Here is a 17,963-nt window from a genome sequence, read left to right as displayed (position 1 = left end):
CTCTTCGGACGCCCGTGGCGACCGCTGTTGACGGCGAGGTGGAGGAGGCGCGCTCGGCACGGCCGCTCCAGCCGCCGGTCCGGGGTCAGCCACCGCCGATCCGCCACCCGATCCGGCACCGCGCGGGCCACGGGGCCGACCCCAGACACGGCGCACGCTGGCCCCGGCAGTCCGCGAGACCCCGCAGCCGGCACACGCTCATCGCATCGGCGCGATCAGAGGAGGGCCCCGACGATCACGACGACGAGGGTCGGGACGACGAGCAGTGCCCTGAGCAGTGGGTGCGGCCGGTCCTCGACCGGGTGACGCGTCAGCGCCTGGACGAGCAGCGCACCGAGCACGACGGTCGAGCAGAGCACGAGGGGAAGGCCGGCGGCGCCGCCGAGCGCGGGAACGACGGCGATCATGACGACGAGGACGAGGGCGGCGGCCGCCCACCGGAGCTCGCGGACCATCGACGCGCCGATCACGGTCAGCCCCGCGATCAGCAGGAGGACCTGGTGCCCCGCGGGGGACAGCGCGCCCGGGATCGTCCGGAGCAGAGCGGGCGTGGCCAGGGCGGCCAGCGCGGTGACCCCGAGCACGCCGACGATCGACAGGAGCCATTCGCGCATCGGCCCGTGGCTTCGCCACCCCGTCCGGATGGCCAGGAGCGCAGCACCCACTGCCAGCGGCAGCACCAGCAGCGGCGTCGTCGCCACCCCGGCGGCGATGGCCACCACCCCCGCTCCGATCAGGGCACGTTGCCACGGCACCGACCGTGGTCCTCGTCGACCTCCGCTGGCACCGAGCCGGTTCGCCGTCACCAGGATCGTCGCCCCCAGTGCCGTCCACGCCGCACCGACCACGGCAGGGGACGGAGTGGCCAGGACGGAGACGGCGGGCCCCATCGCCGCGACTACGGCCAGCGGCACGACGACCGCCGACAGTCGCCACCGGAGCAGCGCGGCCGACGCCAGGAAGCAGGCGACCAGCACAACGGAGGGCAGCACCGCGAGCGCCGGGCTGCCGGTCAGCACGTCGGCCTGCCCTCCGACCGCCCCGGTGTCGGGGGTCGACGTCGGAGCCGACCCGGCCACCTGCGCCACTCGCCAGACGAGCGCACCGGCGACCCCGGCGACACCTGCGACGGCTGCGTACCGCCGGACGGCGATCCAGCGACCGGGGGCGGCCCACGCCCATCCCCGCGCATCGCCGAGGCGACGCAGGATCCCCGCGAGCATGGCGACCACCAGGGCGGCGCCCACCCAGGGCAGGAGGATGAGGAGGAGCTGGAACACGCTCAGGGCGACGGTCGTGACGTCGCCGGCCCGCATCGCCGCCTCCATCCGGCTCTGGTAGTCGAGCAGCACGTCCCACACCACCGGCAGGACTCTCGGCACGACGAGCAGGAACGTGACCAGGTAGAACAGCAGCATGGGGACGGTCACCGTGACCCAGAGCACGATCAGCCGCCGTGAGCGGGGCCGCAGCTCCTGGACCCGAGGATGTGCTGGTCTGCCCGGGACCAGGCTCTTCAGCACCGGGCCCACGTAGTTGAACAGCTCGGGCACCCCGGCCAGGTCGGCGAGCATGTAGTAGCCGTCGAACCGGATGCTGGGCAGGAACTGCTGGGCGGCCTGGACGTGCATGAGCAGGATCCCCGGGAGCAGCCAGGTCGCGTCCGTGCGGAGGTACAGGCCGGTCAGGACGGCCATGAAGATGGCGTTGAAGTAGACGCCCGCGAGGTCCGTGCGCAGCCGTCCGACCCGACCCAGGCGGTAGGTGTCGGTCACCGTGCTGTAGAGGGCCGGCCAGACGAGGTACAGGCCGACCCCCATGTCGCCAGGACGGGCCCCGCCGTAGCGGCACGCCGTGACGTGGCCGATCTCGTGGAAGGCCATCGAGAGGACCAGGAGCGTGAGGAGGACGAGGGTCAGCTCGGGCCGGTGGACCAACGTGGTCGCGCCCGCCGCGACGCGGCTCACGAAGTCGCCCTGCAGGAGGACGAGCGCGTCCAGAGCCAGGAAGGTGGCCAGCGCCGCCACCCATGCGGGACGCCTGAAGAGCAGCCGGAAGACGCCGGCGATGCGCCACGTGACCCCGGCCGGGACCACGGGCTTCCTAAAACGGAGGGCGAGCAGGGGATCGGACCGGGTCGGGGCCGTCACCGTGCCGGGGTCGTCGGCGTCGGTGTGGTCGGGGGCGAGGAGGCCGGCCGGCCGGAGCCGCTCCTCGACCAGGTACGACACCTGGTCGGCGGTGAGGTCCTGGCCGAGTTCGGCGCTCAGGTCCGTGGCCATGCGCTCGGTGTCACGACCGTCCAGGAGGCTGGCCACCCGGTACAGGAGCAGCGGCAGCTGCATGACCTGGCCGTCGGCCCGTCGCACGAGGAACTTGGGCGTCTGGTACCCGGAGTCCTGGTACTCCCCGAGCAGCTCCGTGCCCTCGGCGAGCCGGCGCCCGGGGTCTCCCACGACGGCCGTGGGCGGGCTCTGCCCGTCGTCGGTCAGGGTCGTCATCCAGCTCACCTCAACTCTGCCCGGGGTCCGAGGACCTCGGGTCGGACGGAAGGAGGGGCGACCGGTGCCCGGTCGCCCCTCCTCCTCACCGGTTCAGCGGCAGGCCGGCGTCATCGACGCGGTGCCGCTGACAACGCTCAACGATCAGTCGTTGTCGTCGCCACCCCAGCCGCCGTCGCCGCCGTCGCCGCCGGCGCCACCGGTCGCCGTCGCGGCACCGGAGATCACCGTGATCTCGCTGTCGATCACGTCTCCGTAGATGATGACGACCGCGGTCGAGGCGGCGAGCGCGTCCCCGCCACGGCCGCCGTTACCGCCGTTACCGCCCCAGCCGGCCTGCAGCGTGGTCCGAGCGGGCAGCAGCTCGATGGTCTGGTCTTCGAACATGGTTCCTCCTGGATGTCCTGGACGAGATGGTGCCGAGGACACGAGGTGATGGCGTTCGGAAACCGAGGCCGCCGTGAATGCAGCCCGAGAGGGAGCCACAACAAGCCGGATTCGTTCCCATCCGCCCGAGAGCGGATCACCCCGTCGAGATCGACACCATTCCGGTGTTGGCCCGACCGATCCTGACGAGCCGGACAGGAACAGGCAACGCCGTGCATCACGGGGATTGCGGCGCAATTCCACGGAGCCGCCCCCGCCCGACCACGTACAACGGGGTCCGGACCACGTAGTCCGGTCACGTCTCGCGGCGCCGGGATGCGCTAGCCGGCGGTGCAGCTGCCCTTGTGGGGAGGCCCGAGGGGATCGACCGGTCGGGGCGTCCGCCCAGGACCTGTGGAGGAGACGGGAGGAGGGGCGACCGGTATCCGGGCGCCCCTCCTCGTCATCGGCTCAGCGGCAGGCCGTCATCGCCACGGTGTCATCGCCACGGTGTCATCGGTGCGGTGTCATCGGTGCGGTGCCGCCAGAGCGCAGTTCAGCGATCAGTCGTCGCCGCCGTCACCACCGTCGCCACCGGCGGCACCGGCACCACCGGTCGCCGTGGCCGCAGCGGACGTCGCCGTGAAGCTGCTGTCGTCCACGTCGCCACCGACGAAGATGACCGCGGCCGAGACGGCGAGGGCGTCGCCGCCGCGACCGCCCCGTCCGCCGTTACCGCCCGCTCCGGCCTGCAGGGTGGTCCGTGCGGGCAGCAGGTCGACGGTCTGGTCCTCGAACATGGTTCCTCCTGGAATGTCGCGACGAAATGGTGCCAGAAGGGCCGAAAACCTCGCGTAGAGGCAGCCCGCGGGCGGGCCGTGTCCATTTCCGGCCCGGCTGGCCGCCGATCACCGTGTCGATGTCGGCGAAATCGATCCTGACGAGAGGTCGGCGTCCAGGCAACGCCGAGCGCCACCGAGATGAGGGCTGTGCGTACGGATTTGACCGCAGTGGGTCACGTACCGACGGCGCCCGACCACGTAGCACCCGGCGGCGGCGCCTCCGTGACACCAGTGCTGATCGTCGGGACGCGACTCGGGGACGGCGTGGTGGGACCTGGGGCGCCGAGGCTGGCCGCGATCCGCTCGTCACGTCGTCCGGGACAACGTCGGCGCGACCCTGTCGGCGGCACGCCCAGTTGTCATCGGGGCGCTGGTCCGGGACGGTCTCGGTGAAGCCACGGCGTCGTAAGCGCATCGTCACCCTCCGTGCTGACCCGACCGTCCGGGCCGCGTCGATGCGACGAGAACGCGAGACGTCCCGTGATGAGACGGCTCGGTGACGAAATCACCACTACTCTCCGCGACAGGGCCGTTTCGAACATGGGCCCGGGGGAGCTTGCGGTGATGATCGTTCCTGTGCACGTCTGGGCACAGCAGTGGCTGATCTCGAGCGGAGGTCATCCACAGGAGAGCCAGTCGTCGACCCCTGCTCCGACGGACTGATGGCGGGGGAGCGCACGCTGCTGTTCGGTCGGGATGCCGCCTGCCGGGTCATCCTCGACGCGTGGGGCGCCGATTCTCCGGGCAACCTGGTGATCGTGGGTCCGGCAGGTGTCGGCCGCACCCGGCTCGCCCGGGAGGCGCTGTCCCTGGCCGAGGACCAGGGCCGTTCCACCCGTTGGGCCGCGGGGACGAGGGCGGCTGCCCAGGTGCCGTTCGGCGCTTTCGCCCACCTCCTCCCTGCCCTCGACACCGGGGCGGACACCCTGGCACTCCTGCAGCAGGCGACCCGGGTCATCGTCGGCGACCGCGCCGGACCGCTACCCGTCCTGGGGGTCGACGACGTCCACCTCCTCGACCCCCTGTCGATCACCCTCCTGCACCAGCTCGCCGCCGGCGGGGCCGTGCGCCTCGTCCTGACGGTCCGCACCGGCAACGCCGTCCAGGACCCGGCGGCGACCCTGTGGAAGGACGGGCTGGCCACCCGCATCGAGCTGCAGCCGCTCCAGCGTGAGGACGCCGACCTGCTGATCGGCCACTGCGTGGGCGGTCAGGTGCACACCCGGACCGTCGAGCGTCTCTGGCGGCTGAGCCGGGGGAACCCGCTGTACCTGCACGAGCTCGTGGAGGACGGCCTGCGTACCGGCCGGCTGCGGCAGTACGAGGACCTCTGGTCCTGGGCCGGGGAGATGGTCCCGTCGCAACGCCTCTCGGAGATCGTCCTGGCCCACGTGGGGGACCTGGATGCGGACGAGTGGCGGGCTCTGCACGTGCTCGGCACGGCGGGGACATGCAGCGTCGAACAGGTCGTGGAGCTCAGCAGTCCGGAGGCTGTCGCCGCTCTGGAGCGGCGCGGCATGATCGACGACGCGGGCGGGTCCGGGGAGGTCCAGGTCGCCCACCCGCTGTACACCGAGGTGGTCCGGAGCCTCGTACCGGAGGCCGCGCGGCAACGGATCCGTTCCCGGTTGGCCCGGGACCAGGCCGCCGGTGGACGCGACGACCACCTGCTGCACCGCGCCGCCGTGCTGCTCGACAGCGGCGCCACCGCGCACAGCGGCGCCCTGTTGACCGCCGGGGCCCGTCACGCGGTCGCACAGCTGGACCTCCCCCTGGCCGAGCGCCTGGCCCGGGCCGCCGTCGAGGAGGGTGGCGGGTTCCCGGCCCACGCGACGCTGGTCGAGGCAGTCCGGTGGCAGGGCCGGCCGGCGCTCGCCGACCGGCTCGCCGCCGCCGCAGCACCCGCGGTGCGCTCCGACGACGACCGGGCTCGGTTGGCAGCGGCTCGGGCGCTGACCCTCTGCTGCGGGCTCGGGCAGCTCGACCAGGCGGGGGCGGTGCTCCGCGAGACCCGTGCGACCGTGCAGGACGACGGCGCCCGCGCCCTCCTCACCGCGGCCGAGGCGATGCTGGCCTTCCTCGGCGGGGATCCCCACCGGGCGGTGCAGGAGGGCACCACCGTGCTGTCCGCGCCTGCGGGCGCCGCCCACGCGCTGGCGGCGGCCGCGGTGGCAGCCGGCCTGGCGGTGACCGGCCGGACGGATCAGGCGTTGACCACGGTCGAGTCGGGTCGGCTGGCGCTCGACGCCGACCCCGGTCCGGCGGAACGGATCCACGCTCGGGTGACGCTCGACCAGGCGGAGATCCTGGCGCTGGGTCTGAGCGGACGGTTCTGCCGACTCGAGCGGCGGGCGGCGGAACTGCACCGGCAGAACCTGACGACGACGCCGGAGTGGATCGGGGATGCGATCGCCGGTGTCCACCGCGGGTGGGCGGCCCTGGCCAGCGGGCGGCCGCGCGTGGCCAGCCGCTGGTTGGCCGAGGCGCTACCGGCTCTCGAGGAGCGGGATCCGGTCGGACTGCTCCCGCTGTGCCGGTCCTCCCTGGCGGCGGCGCGAGCCCTCGTCGGAGACGTCTGCGGCGCCCGTCGGCTGTTGGACGGTTCGCAGCCGGCCGGTGCCGGGGCGGTCGCGGTGTTCGATCCGCTGCGGCGCATGGCAGAGGCATGGGTCGCTGCCGCGGAGGGCCGGAGGGGCCAGGCCGGTGTCCTGGTCCTCGAGGCGGCTGCGCTGGCCGCCCGTCAGGGCCAGGAGGCCGTCGAGGCGGTCCTGCTGCACGACGGTCTGCGGTTGGGACAAGGCCCGCGGATCGTCGACCGGCTGCACCGACAGGCCGAACGGCTGGACGCACCGTTCATGGCCGACCTCGCCGCCCACGCGGCGGCCGCTGTCGCCGAGTCCGCCGAGGGGCTGGACAAGGTGAGCTCCCGCTTCGAGCAGAGCGGAGCGCTGCTGCTGGCCGCGGACGCGGCGACCGAGGCCGCCTCCGCCTACGAGCGGCGCGGGGAACGCCGGGCGGCGGCCGCAGCCCGACTGCGGGCGGCCACCTTCGCCCGCGAGTGCGGCCTGACCCAGGGGTCGGCGCTCGAGGTCCTGCCGCTGCCGGCGCTGACCGCCCGGGAGCAGGAGGTCGCCCGACTGGCCAGCGCGGGGCTGAGCAACCAGGCGATCGCCGACCGGCTCGTGGTGTCGGTGCGCACGGTGGAGACCCACCTCTCGCACGCCTACACCAAACTGGGGATCAGCAGCCGCGCGGACCTGAGGGCGATGCTGCCGACGGCCGCCCTGGCGCGGTCCTGACCGTCCTGGCCCGGTGGCAGCGCGCCCCCGCACGCGCCACCGCGGACCACCGGCTCGAGCCGCACCCACCGGTCCCGGCCGGGACCCGACGGGGGCGTCTCCTCAGCGTGGGGCCCGGCGGCGCTCCCAGTTCGGGTTGACCTCGTCCTCGTCCTCGTCGCCGCCGAAGCCGACGACGCTCTCCATCCCGGGGGAGAGGACGCCCCACTCGATGAGCCGGCTGGTCAGCTCGTCGGGGCTCATGTCGTAGATGATCGCCAGCGACTTGAGGTCCTCGGCCCGGATGGAGAGGACCTTGCCGTTGTAGTCGTGGCGCTGCGCCTGGATGGTCGAGGCGTACCGGGCCAGCGGTCCGGCCTCGTCCGCGGGCAGCGAGCCCAGCGACTCGAGGTTCAGCACGATCTTCGTCGTCGACGTGACCGCCGAGCTGGGCCGCGGGTCGGGCAGCAGCTCGGAGACGGGTACGCCGTAGAAGATCGCGAGCTCGGAGAGCCGCTGCACCGTCACGGCACGGTCGCCGCGTTCGTAGGACCCGACGACCACTGCTTTCCAGCGGCCGTGGGACTTGTCCTCGACTCCCTGGAGCGAGAGCCCCTGCTGGTTGCGGATGGCGCGGAGCCGGGCACCGAGGGCCCGTGAGTAGTCGGTGCTCATTCGCTTCCTGCTCACTGTCCGTCGTCGGGGCGGGGTTGTCGTCACGGAGCGTACTGGTCGAGCGGGTCCGACGACACCGGGACGCTCCTCGGGGTCGGCAGGCCCCCGATCGTGTCCTCTCCCGGCGCGTCGCGGGTCACCTCGCAGCGTGCAGTACCGTCGACGCCGGTCCGACCACTCCTTTAACGACCCGTCCCGTGAGGCGGGGAAGGAGGCCTGATGGCCCGCCAGCCCGAGCCTGCCCGCAGCGACCTCTCGTCGCCGTCCGCAGTGCTCTCCGCCGCCGACGTGACCCGCGTGGTCGACCGGATGGCCCACCAGCTCATCGAGAAGTGCGCCGGGGCGGGCGACGACGCCGCCGGCGGCCTCGCCGACCTGGTCCTCGTCGGCATCCCCACCCGCGGCGCTCCGCTGGCCCGCCGGCTGGCCGCCCGCGTGGAGGCCTTCGCCGGCAGCCCGGTCGACGTCGGCGCCGTCGACATCACCCTGTACCGCGACGACCTGCGCATGCGGGGCGTCCGTGCGCTGGAGGAGACCCTGCTGCCCGAGGGCGGCATCGACGGCCGGCTCGTCGTCCTGGTCGACGACGTCCTCTACTCGGGGAGGTCGGTGCGCGCGGCGCTCGACGCGCTGCGCGACCTCGGCCGCCCGCGCGCGGTGCAGCTGGCGGTGCTGGTCGACCGCGGCCACCGCGAGCTGCCCATCCGGGCCGACTACGTGGGCAAGAACCTGCCGACCTCGCGCAACCAGTCGGTGCGGGTCCGGCTGGCCGAGGTCGACGGCGTGGACGAGGTCGTCGTGACGGAGGGGGAGCAGTGAAGCGCCACCTGCTGGAGGCGGCGGACCTCGACCGCGCCGACGCGACGCTGGTGCTCGACACCGCCGCGCAGATCGACCAGGCGCTGGCCGGCCGAGAGGTCAAGAAGCTGCCCACGCTGCGCGGCCGGACGGTGGTCAACCTCTTCTACGAGGACTCCACCCGCACCCGGATCTCCTTCGAGCTGGCCGCCAAGCGGCTGTCGGCCGACGTCCTCAACTTCTCCGCCAAGGGCAGCAGCGTCTCCAAGGGCGAGAGCCTCAAGGACACCGCGCTGACCCTCGAGGCGATGGGCTCCGACGCGATCGTCGTCCGGCACTCGGCCTCGGGCGCACCGCACCGGCTGGCCAACTGGGTGCGCGGCAGCGTGGTCAACGCCGGCGACGGCACCCACGAGCACCCCACCCAGGCGCTGCTGGACGCCTACACGATCCGGCACCGGCTGGGCCGGCTGGAGGGCGTGCGCGTGGCCGTGGTCGGCGACGTGCTGCACAGCCGGGTGGCCCGCTCCAACGTGCGGCTGCTGCACACCCTCGGCGCCGAGGTCACCCTCGTCGCGCCGCCGACCCTGCTGCCGGTCGGGGTGGGCAGCTGGCCGGCGGAGGTCTCCTACGACCTGGACGTCGTCCTGCCCAAGGCCGACGTGGTGATGATGCTGCGGGTCCAGGCCGAGCGGATGAACGCCTCGTACTTCCCCAGCGCCCGCGAGTACAGCCGCCGCTACGGCCTGGACGCGCGCCGGATGGGGGCCCTGGGCGACGAGGCGATCGTCATGCACCCGGGCCCGATGAACCGCGGGATGGAGATCGCCGCCGAGGTGGCCGACTCCGTCCGCTCCACGATCGTCGAGCAGGTCGGCAACGGGGTCTCCGTGCGCATGGCCGTCCTGTACCTGCTGCTGGGAGGCGCGCCCTCATGACGCTGCTCATCACGGGCGCCCGCCCCTACGGCGAGGACGCCGCCGACATCCTGGTCGAGGACGGCCGGATCGTCGCGATCGGCGAGGACCTCGCCGCGACCGGCGCCGAGGTGGTCCGGGCCGCCGGGCTGGTCGCGCTGCCCGGCCTGGTCGACCTGCACACCCACCTGCGCGAGCCCGGCCGCGAGGACGCCGAGACCGTCGAGACCGGCAGCCGCGCCGCGGCGCTCGGCGGCTACACCGCGGTGCACGCCATGGCCAACACCGACCCGGTCGCCGACACCGCCGGCGTCGTCGAGCAGGTGTGGCGCCTCGGCCAGCAGGCCGGCCTGGTGGACGTCGTGCCGGTCGGTGCGGTGACCGTCGGACTCGCCGGTGAGCGGCTGGCCGAGCTCGGCGCGATGGCCGACTCCGCCGCCCGGGTGCGGGTCTTCTCCGACGACGGGCACTGCGTCGCCGACCCGGCCCTGATGCGCCGCGCGCTGGAGTACGTCAAGGCGCTGGACGGCGTCGTCGCCCAGCACGCCGAGGAGCCCCGGCTGACCGTGGGCGCCCAGATGCACGAGGGCGACCGCTCGGCCCGCCTCGGGCTCACCGGCTGGCCGGCCGCGGCCGAGGAGGCGATCATCGCCCGCGACGTGCTGCTCGCCGACCACGTCGGCGCCCGGCTGCACGTCTGCCACGTCTCCACCGCGGGCTCGGTGGAGATCCTCCGCTGGGCGAAGTCCCGCGGGGTGCAGGTCACCGCCGAGGTGACCCCGCACCACCTGCTGCTCACCGACGAGTGCGCCGAGGGCTACGACCCGGTCTTCAAGGTGAACCCGCCGCTCCGGACGGACACCGACGTGCAGGCCGTCCGGCTCGGGCTGGCCGAGGGCGTGATCGACGCCGTCGCCACCGACCACGCGCCGCACGCGGTGGAGGACAAGGAGACCGAGTGGGCCAGCGCCCGCCCGGGCATGCTGGGCCTGGAGCAGGCCCTGTCGGTGGTCGTCGCGACGATGGTGGAGACCGGCCTGCTCGACTGGCGCGGCGTCGCCGACCGCATGTCGGCCCGCCCGGCCGCCATCGGCCGGCTCGACGGCGGCGGTCTGCACGCACACGGCCGCCCGCTCGCACCGGGTGAGCCCGCCAACCTGCTGCTGGTGGACCCCGGCACGCGCGCGGTCGTCGACCCCGCGGCGCTGGCCAGCCGCAGCCGCAACAGCCCCTATGCCGGCCGGGAGCTGCCCGGCCGGGTGGTCGCGACGTTCCTGCGGGGCGTCCCGACCGTTCTGGACGGGAAGGCACAGAAGTGAGGCAACCGCTCTCCGGCGGCGAGATCTGCACACTCGTCGTCTCCAGGGCCCCGAAGGCGACCAGTGTGCAGATCTCGCCCCGGACGGCGGTGTTCCGGTGACCGGCGCGATCCTCGTCCTGGAGGACGGGCGCACGTTCCGCGGCGAGGCCTACGGCGCGGTCGGGACGACGCTGGGCGAGGCGGTGTTCGCCACCGGGATGACCGGCTACCAGGAGACGCTGACCGATCCCAGCTACGCCCGTCAGATCGTGGTGATGACCGCGCCGCACATCGGCAACACCGGGGTCAACGAGGAGGACGACGAGAGCCGCCGCATGTGGGTGGCCGGCTTCGTCGTCCGCGACCCCGCCCGCCGCCCGGCGAGCTGGCGCGCCACCGGCAGCCTGGACGACGAGCTGGCCGCGCAGGGCGTCGTCGGCCTCAGCGGCATCGACACCCGCGCGCTGACCCGCCACCTGCGCGAGCGCGGCGCCATGCGCGCCGGCATCAGCAGCGAGGGTCTCTCCGCCGAGGAGCTGCTGACCCGGGTGCGCGGCTCGGAGGGCATGAGCGGCGCGGACCTCGCGCCCGCGGTCACCGCGAACGACCCCTACGTCGTCCCGGCGGTGGGGGAGAAGCGGTTCACCATCGCTGCGCTCGACCTCGGCATCAAGACCGCCACCCCGCGGCACCTGGCCGAGCTCGGGGTGGAGACCCACGTGCTGCCCGCGAGCGCGACCGCGGAGGACCTGCTGGAGCACGGCCCCGACGGCGTCTTCCTCTCCAACGGCCCCGGCGACCCCGCGGCCGCCGACTACGCGGTCGAGGCGGTGCGCGGGGTGCTCGACGCCCGCCGGCCGCTGTTCGGCATCTGCTTCGGCAACCAGATCCTCGGCCGGGCGCTGGGTCTGGGCACCTACAAGCTGCGCTTCGGCCACCGCGGCCTGAACCAGCCGGTGCTCGACCGGGTCAGCGGCACGGTGCGGGTCACCAGCCACAACCACGGCTTCGCCGTCGACGCGCCGCTGGACCGGCCGACCGACACCCCCTACGGGCAGGTCGAGGTCAGCCACGTCGGCCTCAACGACGACGTCGTCGAGGGGCTGCGCTGCCTCGACGTCCCGGCGTTCAGCGTGCAGTTCCACCCGGAGTCCGCCGCCGGACCGCACGACGCCGCGCCGCTGTTCCAGCGGTTCGTGGACCTCATGGAGACCACCCGCGACGGCGGGGACGCCGTCAGCCCGCCTCCCGTCGTGGAGCACAGCACGGGGGAGAAGACCTGACATGCCCAAGCGCACCGACATCCACCACGTGATGGTGATCGGCTCCGGGCCGATCCTCATCGGCCAGGCCGCCGAGTTCGACTACTCCGGCACGCAGGCCTGCCGGGTGCTCAAGGCCGAGGGGCTGCGGGTCAGCCTGGTGAACAGCAACCCGGCGACGATCATGACCGATCCGGAGATCGCCGACGCCACCTACGTCGAGCCGCTGACGCCGGAGTTCGTCGAGAAGGTCATCGCCAAGGAACGTCCCGACGCGCTGCTGGCCACCCTGGGCGGGCAGACCGCGCTCAACATCGCCATCGACCTGTACGAGAACGGCGTGCTCGAGGAGTACGGCGTCCGGCTGATCGGCGCCGACGTCGACGCGATCAACCGCGGCGAGGACCGGCAGATGTTCAAGGACATCGTGCGGTCCATCGGCGCCGACGCCCCCCGGTCCCGGGTCTGCGCCAGCGTCGAGGAGGCGCTGGAGACCGCCGCCGAGGTCGGCTACCCGGTCGTCATCCGGCCGAGCTTCACCATGGGCGGGCTGGGCTCGGGCTTCGCCACCGACGAGGCTTCGTTGCGCCGCATGGCCTCCCACGGCCTGGCCGACTCCCCGGTGCACACCGTCCTCATCGAGGAGTCGGTGCTCGGCTGGAAGGAGTACGAGCTCGAGCTGATGCGCGACCGCAGCGACAACGTGGTCGTCGTCTGCTCGATCGAGAACGTCGACGCGATGGGCGTGCACACCGGCGACTCGGTCACCGTCGCCCCGGCGATGACCCTCACCGACCGCGAGTACCAGCGGATGCGCGACGTCGGCATCGCGGTGCTGCGCGCGGTCGGCGTCGACACCGGCGGCTGCAACATCCAGTTCGCGGTCAACCCGGCCGACGGCCGCCTCGTCGTCATCGAGATGAACCCCCGGGTGTCGCGGTCCAGCGCCCTGGCGTCCAAGGCAACCGGCTTCCCGATCGCCAAGATCGCCGCGAAGCTGGCCATCGGCTACACCCTCGACGAGATCACCAACGACATCACCGGCGTCACCCCGGCCGCCTTCGAGCCGACGCTGGACTACGTCGTCGTCAAGATCCCGCGGTTCGCCTTCGAGAAGTTCCCCGGCGCCGACCCGCGGCTGACCACGACGATGAAGAGCGTCGGCGAGGTCATGGCGATGGGCCGCAACTTCCCCGAGGCGCTCGGCAAGGCGATGCGCTCCACCGAGACGAAGGTCGCGGGCTTCTGGACGGGGCCCGCCGGGGTCGGTGCGGCGGGTGGGGACGCAGCCGACCGCTCCGCCGAGGAGCTGCTGGAGGCACTGCGCACGCCGGTCGACGGGCGGCTCTACGTGGCCGAGGCCGCGCTGCGCGCCGGGGCCACCGTCGAGCAGGTCGCCGAGGCCAGCGGCTTCGACCCGTGGTTCGTCGACCAGATCGCGCTGATCGGCGAGGTCGGCGCCGAGGTCCGCGACGCCCCGTCCCTGACGGCGGAGCTGCTGCGCCGGGCCAAGCGGCACGGCCTGTCCGACCGGCAGGTCGCCGCGCTGCGCCCCGAGCTGGCCGGGGAGGACGGCGTCCGGACGCTGCGCCGGCGGCTGGGGGTGCGGCCGGTCTACAAGACCGTCGACACCTGCGCCGCGGAGTTCGCCGCCCGCACTCCGTACCACTACTCCTCCTACGACGAGGAGACCGAGGTCGAGCCGCGGGAGAAGCCGGCGGTGCTGATCCTGGGCTCGGGGCCCAACCGGATCGGGCAGGGCATCGAGTTCGACTACTCCTGCGTGCACGCCGTCATGGCGCTGCAGGACGCCGGCTACGAGGCGGTGATGGTCAACTGCAACCCCGAGACCGTCTCCACCGACTACGACACCGCCGACCGGCTCTACTTCGAGCCGCTGACCTTCGAGGACGTCCTCGAGGTGGTCGAGGCCGAGCGGGCCGCCGGCCCGGTGGCCGGGGTCATCTGCACCCTGGGCGGGCAGACGCCGCTGGGCCTCGCGCAGCGGCTCAAGGACGCCGGGGTGCCCGTGCTGGGCACCGCTCCCGAGGCGATCGACGCCGCCGAGCACCGCGGGTCGTTCTCCCGGGTGCTGGCCGACACCGGGTTGCCCGCGCCCGCCCACGGCACGGCGACGACCTTCGCCGAGGCGCGGGAGATCGCCGCGCGGATCGGCTACCCGGTGCTGGTCCGGCCCTCCTACGTGCTCGGCGGCCGCGGCATGGAGATCGTCTACGACGACGCCACGCTCGAGGCCTACATCGCCAAGGCCACCGACGTCAGCCCCGAGCACCCGGTGCTGGTGGACCGGTTCCTGGAGGACGCCGTCGAGATCGACGTCGACGCGCTGTTCGACGGCTCCGAGCTCTACCTCGGCGGGGTCATGGAGCACATCGAGGAGGCCGGCATCCACTCCGGCGACTCGGCCTGCGCGCTGCCGCCGATCACGCTGGGCAGCGCCGACCTGGTGCGCATCCGGGCGGCGACGGAGCAGCTGGCGGCGCGCATCGGCGTCCGCGGCCTGGTCAACGTCCAGTACGCGATCAAGGACGACATCCTCTACGTCATCGAGGCCAACCCGCGGGCCAGCCGCACGGTGCCGTTCGTCTCCAAGGCCACCGCGGTGCAGCTGGCGAAGGCAGCGGCGCGGATCGCGGTGGGCGAGTCGATCGCCGAGCTGCGCACCTCCGGGGTGCTGCCGGCCACCGGCGACGGCGCCGACCTGCCCGCCGACATGCCGATCGCGGTCAAGGAGGCGGTGCTCCCGTTCCACCGCTTCCGCACCGTCGAGGGCCACGGCGTCGACACCGTGCTCAGTCCGGAGATGAAGTCGACCGGCGAGGTCATGGGCCTGGACTCCGGCTTCGGGCCCGCGTTCGCCAAGTCGCAGGCCGCCGCCTACGGCAGCCTGCCGACCGGTGGCACGGTGTTCGTCTCGTTGGCCAACCGCGACAAGCGCAGCGCGATCTTCCCGGTCAAGCGCCTCGCCGACCTCGGGTTCCGGGTGCTGGCCACCTCGGGCACCGCCCAGGTGCTGCGCCGCAACGGTGTCGAGTGCGAGGTGGTGGGCAAGTACAGCGAGGGCCCCGGCAACTGCGTCGAGCGGATCCTCGCCGGGGACGTCGACATCGTCGTCAACACGCCGTTCGGCGCGCCGGGCAACAGCGGGCCGCGGCTGGACGGCTACGAGATCCGGACGGCGGCGGTCAGCCAGGGCGTTCCGTGCATCACGACGGTGCAGGGGCTGGGCGCCGCGGTGCAGGCCGTCGAGGCGCTGCGCCGCGGGGACGTCGGCGTGCGCAGCCTGCAGGAGGTCCACGCGGCGCTCGCCGACGCGCAGGCCCGACCGTGAGCGCAGGCCCGACCGTGAGCACGGTGGCCGCCGTGCGGGAGGAGCTGGTCGCCCGCGGGCTGGTCGACGGCCTGCCCGAGGCGTTCCTCGCCGGGGTGACCCGCTTCGCGCGACCGCCGCAGCCGGAGCTCGACGCGCTGGCCGCGGCGGCCCGCGCGCTGGCCGGGCGGCTGGCCGCGGGCGAGGCCGGCGAGGGCGACCTGCCGCTGCTCACCCGCGTCCTGTTCTTCGCCGGGCACGGCGGGGTGCTGGCCGCCCACGGGCTGCCGACGCCGGCCTACGACGTGCTGGGCTCCTACCGCGACAACCTCGCGACGCCGTTGGGACCGCGGCTGGCCGAGCGGCCGCGGGCCGGGGACCGCCGCTGGCGGGTGCTCGGCCGGGACGTCGGCTTCCCGATCGGCGTGCCGGCGTGCGTGCTGGGCGGCGGCGAGGAGTGGGTCCGCCACTTCGCGCGCAACGGCTACAGCGTGCTGACCTACAAGACCGTCCGCAGCCGCGCGCACGAGCCCAATGCCCAGCCGAACTGGGTGTTCGCGGCGCGCCAGGCGCGGAGCCTGCCGCCGGGCGCGGCCGCCGAGGTCACCGCCGACCCGTGGGACTGGGTGGCGCCGGGCTCACCGGACGTCAGCACGGTCAACTCCTTCGGCGTCCCCTCCCCGGCGCCCGAGCAGTGGATGGCCGACCTGGAGCGGTCCCTCGCCGCGGTCGACGACGACCAGCTGCTGGTGGTCAGCGTGATGGGGGAGGGCGACGGGACCGGCCTGGTCGACGACTTCGCCGCCACCGCGCGGCTGACCCAGGAGGCCGGCGCGACCGTCGTCGAGCTCAACCTGTCCTGCCCCAACACGCTCAGCGCGTCCGCGGCCGCCGGCGTCAAGCCGCCGCTGTGCCTGGACGCCGACGCGACCGTCGCCGTGGTCGAGGGCGTGCGCCGCGCGCTGGACGACCGGACGGGGCTGGTCGCCAAGCTGTCCTGGCTCGACGGGCCGCGGCTGTCGGCGCTGGTGCCGAGGCTGGCGCCGCTCGTCGACGGCGTGGCCGGCATCAACACGCTGCAGAGCCGGGTGGTGCGCAGCGACGGCGAGCCGACGTTCCCGGGGCGGGAGCTGGCCGGGCTGTCGGGGGTCGCGGTGCGCGACTCCGCACTGGACTTCACCCGCCGGCTGGTCGCCCTGCGCGACGCCGGCGGCCGGCACTTCGACGTCCTGGCGATGGGCGGGGTCACCGACCCGGCGTCCTTCGAGGCGCTGTTCGGCCTGGGCGCCGACGCCGTGCAGTCGGCGTCGGGGGCATTCGCCAACCCGTTCCTCGCCCGGGACTGCGTCGCCGCGCTGGGGGAGATGCTGCCGCGCGCCCTCGAGCCGGTCCGGTGAGCGCCCCCTTCGGGCAGCGGCTCGCCGACGCCGTCGCCGCCCGCGGGCCGCTGTGCGTGGGCATCGACCCGCACGCCCCGCTGCTGGAGCGCTGGGGGCTGCCCGACGGCCCCGAGGGCCTGGCCCGGTTCACCGACACCGTCGTCGAGGCCCTCGCCGGCACCGTCGCCGTCCTCAAGCCGCAGCTGGCGTTCTACGAGCGGCACGGCTCCCGGGGCCTGGCCGTGCTGGAGGACGGCGTCGCCCACGCCCGCGCCGCCGGTGCCCTCGTGCTGCTCGACGCCAAGCGCGGCGACATCGGCTCGACGATGGACGCCTACGCCGACGTGCTGCGCCCCGACCACCCGCTCGCCGCCGACGCCCTGACCGTCAGCCCCTACCTCGGTCCCGGCTCGCTGCAGCCGGCCGTCGACACCGCCCGGCAGCACGGCGGCGGGCTGTTCGTGCTGGCGCGCACGTCCAACCCGGACGCCGGCACGCTGCAGCACGCGGTGGTGGACGGCCGGTCGGTCGCACAGGTCGTCGTCGACACCGTGCGCGGCTGGAACACGCCGGACTGGGTCGTCGGCGACCCGCTGCCCGACCTCGGCGCCGTGCAGGACGTGGCGAGCCGGTTCGGGCCGGCGACCGGGTCCTTCGGCGTCGTCGTCGGGGCGACGCTGCGCGAGCTGGACGTCGACCTCACCGGCCTCGGCGGCCCGGTGCTCGCACCCGGGCTGGGCGCGCAGGGCGGCTCGGCGGCCGACCTGCGCCGGCTGTTCGGCCGCGGCACCGCCGTCGTCCCCACCGTGTCGCGCGACGTGCTGGCCGCCGGCCCGGACCGGGCCGGGCTGCGCGCGGCCGCGGAGCGCTGGACCGCGGAGCTCGCCGGGTGAGACGTGCCGCGCCCTGGCTGCTCGCCGGGCTCGCCTGCTGCTCCTCGTGGCCGGTGCGGTGCTGTTCGCCGGCGCGGACGGGGTCGAGTAGGTCGGTACGGGGGCGGTTACGAGCCGCTCGCAGTGGACGCCTCCTCGAGCACGCTGACCCTCACCTTCGACGACGCGGTCGTGTGGACCCCGGCCCACCGGACCGGACCGGCGCTGGCCGCGGCGGGCGGCCTGCTGCTGGCTGCCGTCGGAGGTCGGCTGCTCGGCCGGCGGGGGAGCGCGACCCCCTGCTGATCGGCCGGAGCCGCCGCTCACCAGCGCGTTTCCGAGGTATCCGGCGTGTCGCACCGGCGTGTCGGGGCGGCTCCGGCGGGGGTGCGTTCCTGTACCGGATCGAGCCGAACCCATCGCGGAGCTGCGAGGATGACCG

13 protein-coding genes are annotated in these 17,963 nt (G+C 74.0%); 9 read left to right on the top strand and 4 right to left on the bottom strand.

The genetic code is table 11. From position 1 onward, the window contains the following. Positions 1 to 215 precede the first annotated feature (215 nt). From BUB17_RS10145 to BUB17_RS10135, 3 genes are all read right to left on the bottom strand, one after another. Positions 216 to 2,501 carry a hypothetical protein gene (locus tag BUB17_RS10145; protein WP_072917475.1) on the bottom strand — a complete coding sequence of 762 codons (2,286 nt, stop codon included), beginning with the start codon at positions 2,499 to 2,501 and terminating at the stop codon, positions 216 to 218. A gap of 144 nt (positions 2,502 to 2,645) precedes the next feature. Further along, positions 2,646 to 2,888 carry a hypothetical protein gene (locus BUB17_RS10140; RefSeq protein ID WP_072917472.1) on the bottom strand — a complete coding sequence of 81 codons (243 nt, stop codon included), beginning with the start codon at positions 2,886 to 2,888 and terminating at the stop codon, positions 2,646 to 2,648. Positions 2,889 to 3,430: 542 nt separating this feature from the next. Continuing rightward, positions 3,431 to 3,667, bottom strand: a complete 237-nt coding sequence (locus BUB17_RS10135; RefSeq protein ID WP_072917470.1) for a hypothetical protein — start codon at positions 3,665 to 3,667, stop codon at positions 3,431 to 3,433. 704 nt (positions 3,668 to 4,371) lie between these two features. On the opposite strand from BUB17_RS10135, the gene BUB17_RS28205 reads away from it, so the two are divergent. Beyond that, positions 4,372 to 7,008 carry a helix-turn-helix transcriptional regulator gene (locus tag BUB17_RS28205; RefSeq protein ID WP_072917463.1) on the top strand — a complete coding sequence of 879 codons (2,637 nt, stop codon included), beginning with the start codon at positions 4,372 to 4,374 and terminating at the stop codon, positions 7,006 to 7,008. Positions 7,009 to 7,110: 102 nt separating this feature from the next. On the opposite strand, the gene bldD is transcribed toward BUB17_RS28205, so the two are convergent. Beyond that, positions 7,111 to 7,662: a transcriptional regulator BldD gene (gene bldD / locus BUB17_RS10120; RefSeq protein WP_072917460.1), complete on the bottom strand. Its 552-nt coding sequence runs from the start codon at positions 7,660 to 7,662 to the stop codon at positions 7,111 to 7,113. Between the two features lie 219 nt (positions 7,663 to 7,881). Between bldD and pyrR the strand changes: the two genes are divergently transcribed. The 8 genes from pyrR (at position 7,882) to BUB17_RS26790 (ending at position 17,827) form a co-directional block, all read left to right on the top strand. Further along, positions 7,882 to 8,481 carry a bifunctional pyr operon transcriptional regulator/uracil phosphoribosyltransferase PyrR gene (gene pyrR, locus BUB17_RS10115; RefSeq protein WP_072917458.1) on the top strand — a complete coding sequence of 200 codons (600 nt, stop codon included), beginning with the start codon at positions 7,882 to 7,884 and terminating at the stop codon, positions 8,479 to 8,481. Further along, positions 8,478 to 9,398, top strand: coding sequence for an aspartate carbamoyltransferase catalytic subunit (locus BUB17_RS10110; protein ID WP_072917455.1), 921 nt, complete (start codon positions 8,478 to 8,480; stop codon positions 9,396 to 9,398). The genes pyrR and BUB17_RS10110 overlap by 4 nt, the downstream gene beginning before the upstream one ends. After that, complete coding sequence (locus tag BUB17_RS10105; protein ID WP_072917453.1) at positions 9,395 to 10,696, top strand: dihydroorotase; 1,302 nt, start codon at positions 9,395 to 9,397, stop codon at positions 10,694 to 10,696. The genes BUB17_RS10110 and BUB17_RS10105 overlap by 4 nt, the downstream gene beginning before the upstream one ends. A gap of 97 nt (positions 10,697 to 10,793) precedes the next feature. After that, the gene (gene carA, locus BUB17_RS10100) at positions 10,794 to 11,960 is read left to right on the top strand and encodes a glutamine-hydrolyzing carbamoyl-phosphate synthase small subunit (RefSeq protein ID WP_072917450.1); all 1,167 of its coding nucleotides are present in this window, start codon (positions 10,794 to 10,796) and stop codon (positions 11,958 to 11,960) included. Between the two features lies 1 nt (position 11,961). After that, the gene (gene carB / locus BUB17_RS10095) at positions 11,962 to 15,291 is read left to right on the top strand and encodes a carbamoyl-phosphate synthase large subunit (RefSeq protein ID WP_072917447.1); all 3,330 of its coding nucleotides are present in this window, start codon (positions 11,962 to 11,964) and stop codon (positions 15,289 to 15,291) included. 23 nt (positions 15,292 to 15,314) lie between these two features. Continuing rightward, complete coding sequence (locus BUB17_RS10090; RefSeq protein ID WP_244277111.1) at positions 15,315 to 16,667, top strand: beta/alpha barrel domain-containing protein; 1,353 nt, start codon at positions 15,315 to 15,317, stop codon at positions 16,665 to 16,667. Next, positions 16,664 to 17,542: an orotidine-5'-phosphate decarboxylase gene (gene pyrF, locus BUB17_RS10085; RefSeq protein ID WP_072917444.1), complete on the top strand. Its 879-nt coding sequence runs from the start codon at positions 16,664 to 16,666 to the stop codon at positions 17,540 to 17,542. Before BUB17_RS10090 ends, pyrF begins: the two co-directional genes overlap by 4 nt. 123 nt (positions 17,543 to 17,665) lie before the next feature. Beyond that, a complete protein-coding gene (locus tag BUB17_RS26790) occupies positions 17,666 to 17,827 on the top strand; it encodes a hypothetical protein (protein WP_175561328.1) in 162 nt (53 codons plus the stop codon). Positions 17,828 to 17,963: the final 136 nt, after the last annotated feature.

The organism is Geodermatophilus obscurus (assembly GCF_900143215.1).
Classification (GTDB): domain Bacteria; phylum Actinomycetota; class Actinomycetes; order Mycobacteriales; family Geodermatophilaceae; genus Geodermatophilus; species Geodermatophilus obscurus_A.
Note: the sequence above shows the minus strand (reverse complement) of the source record. Positions and strands in the feature narration are given on the sequence as shown.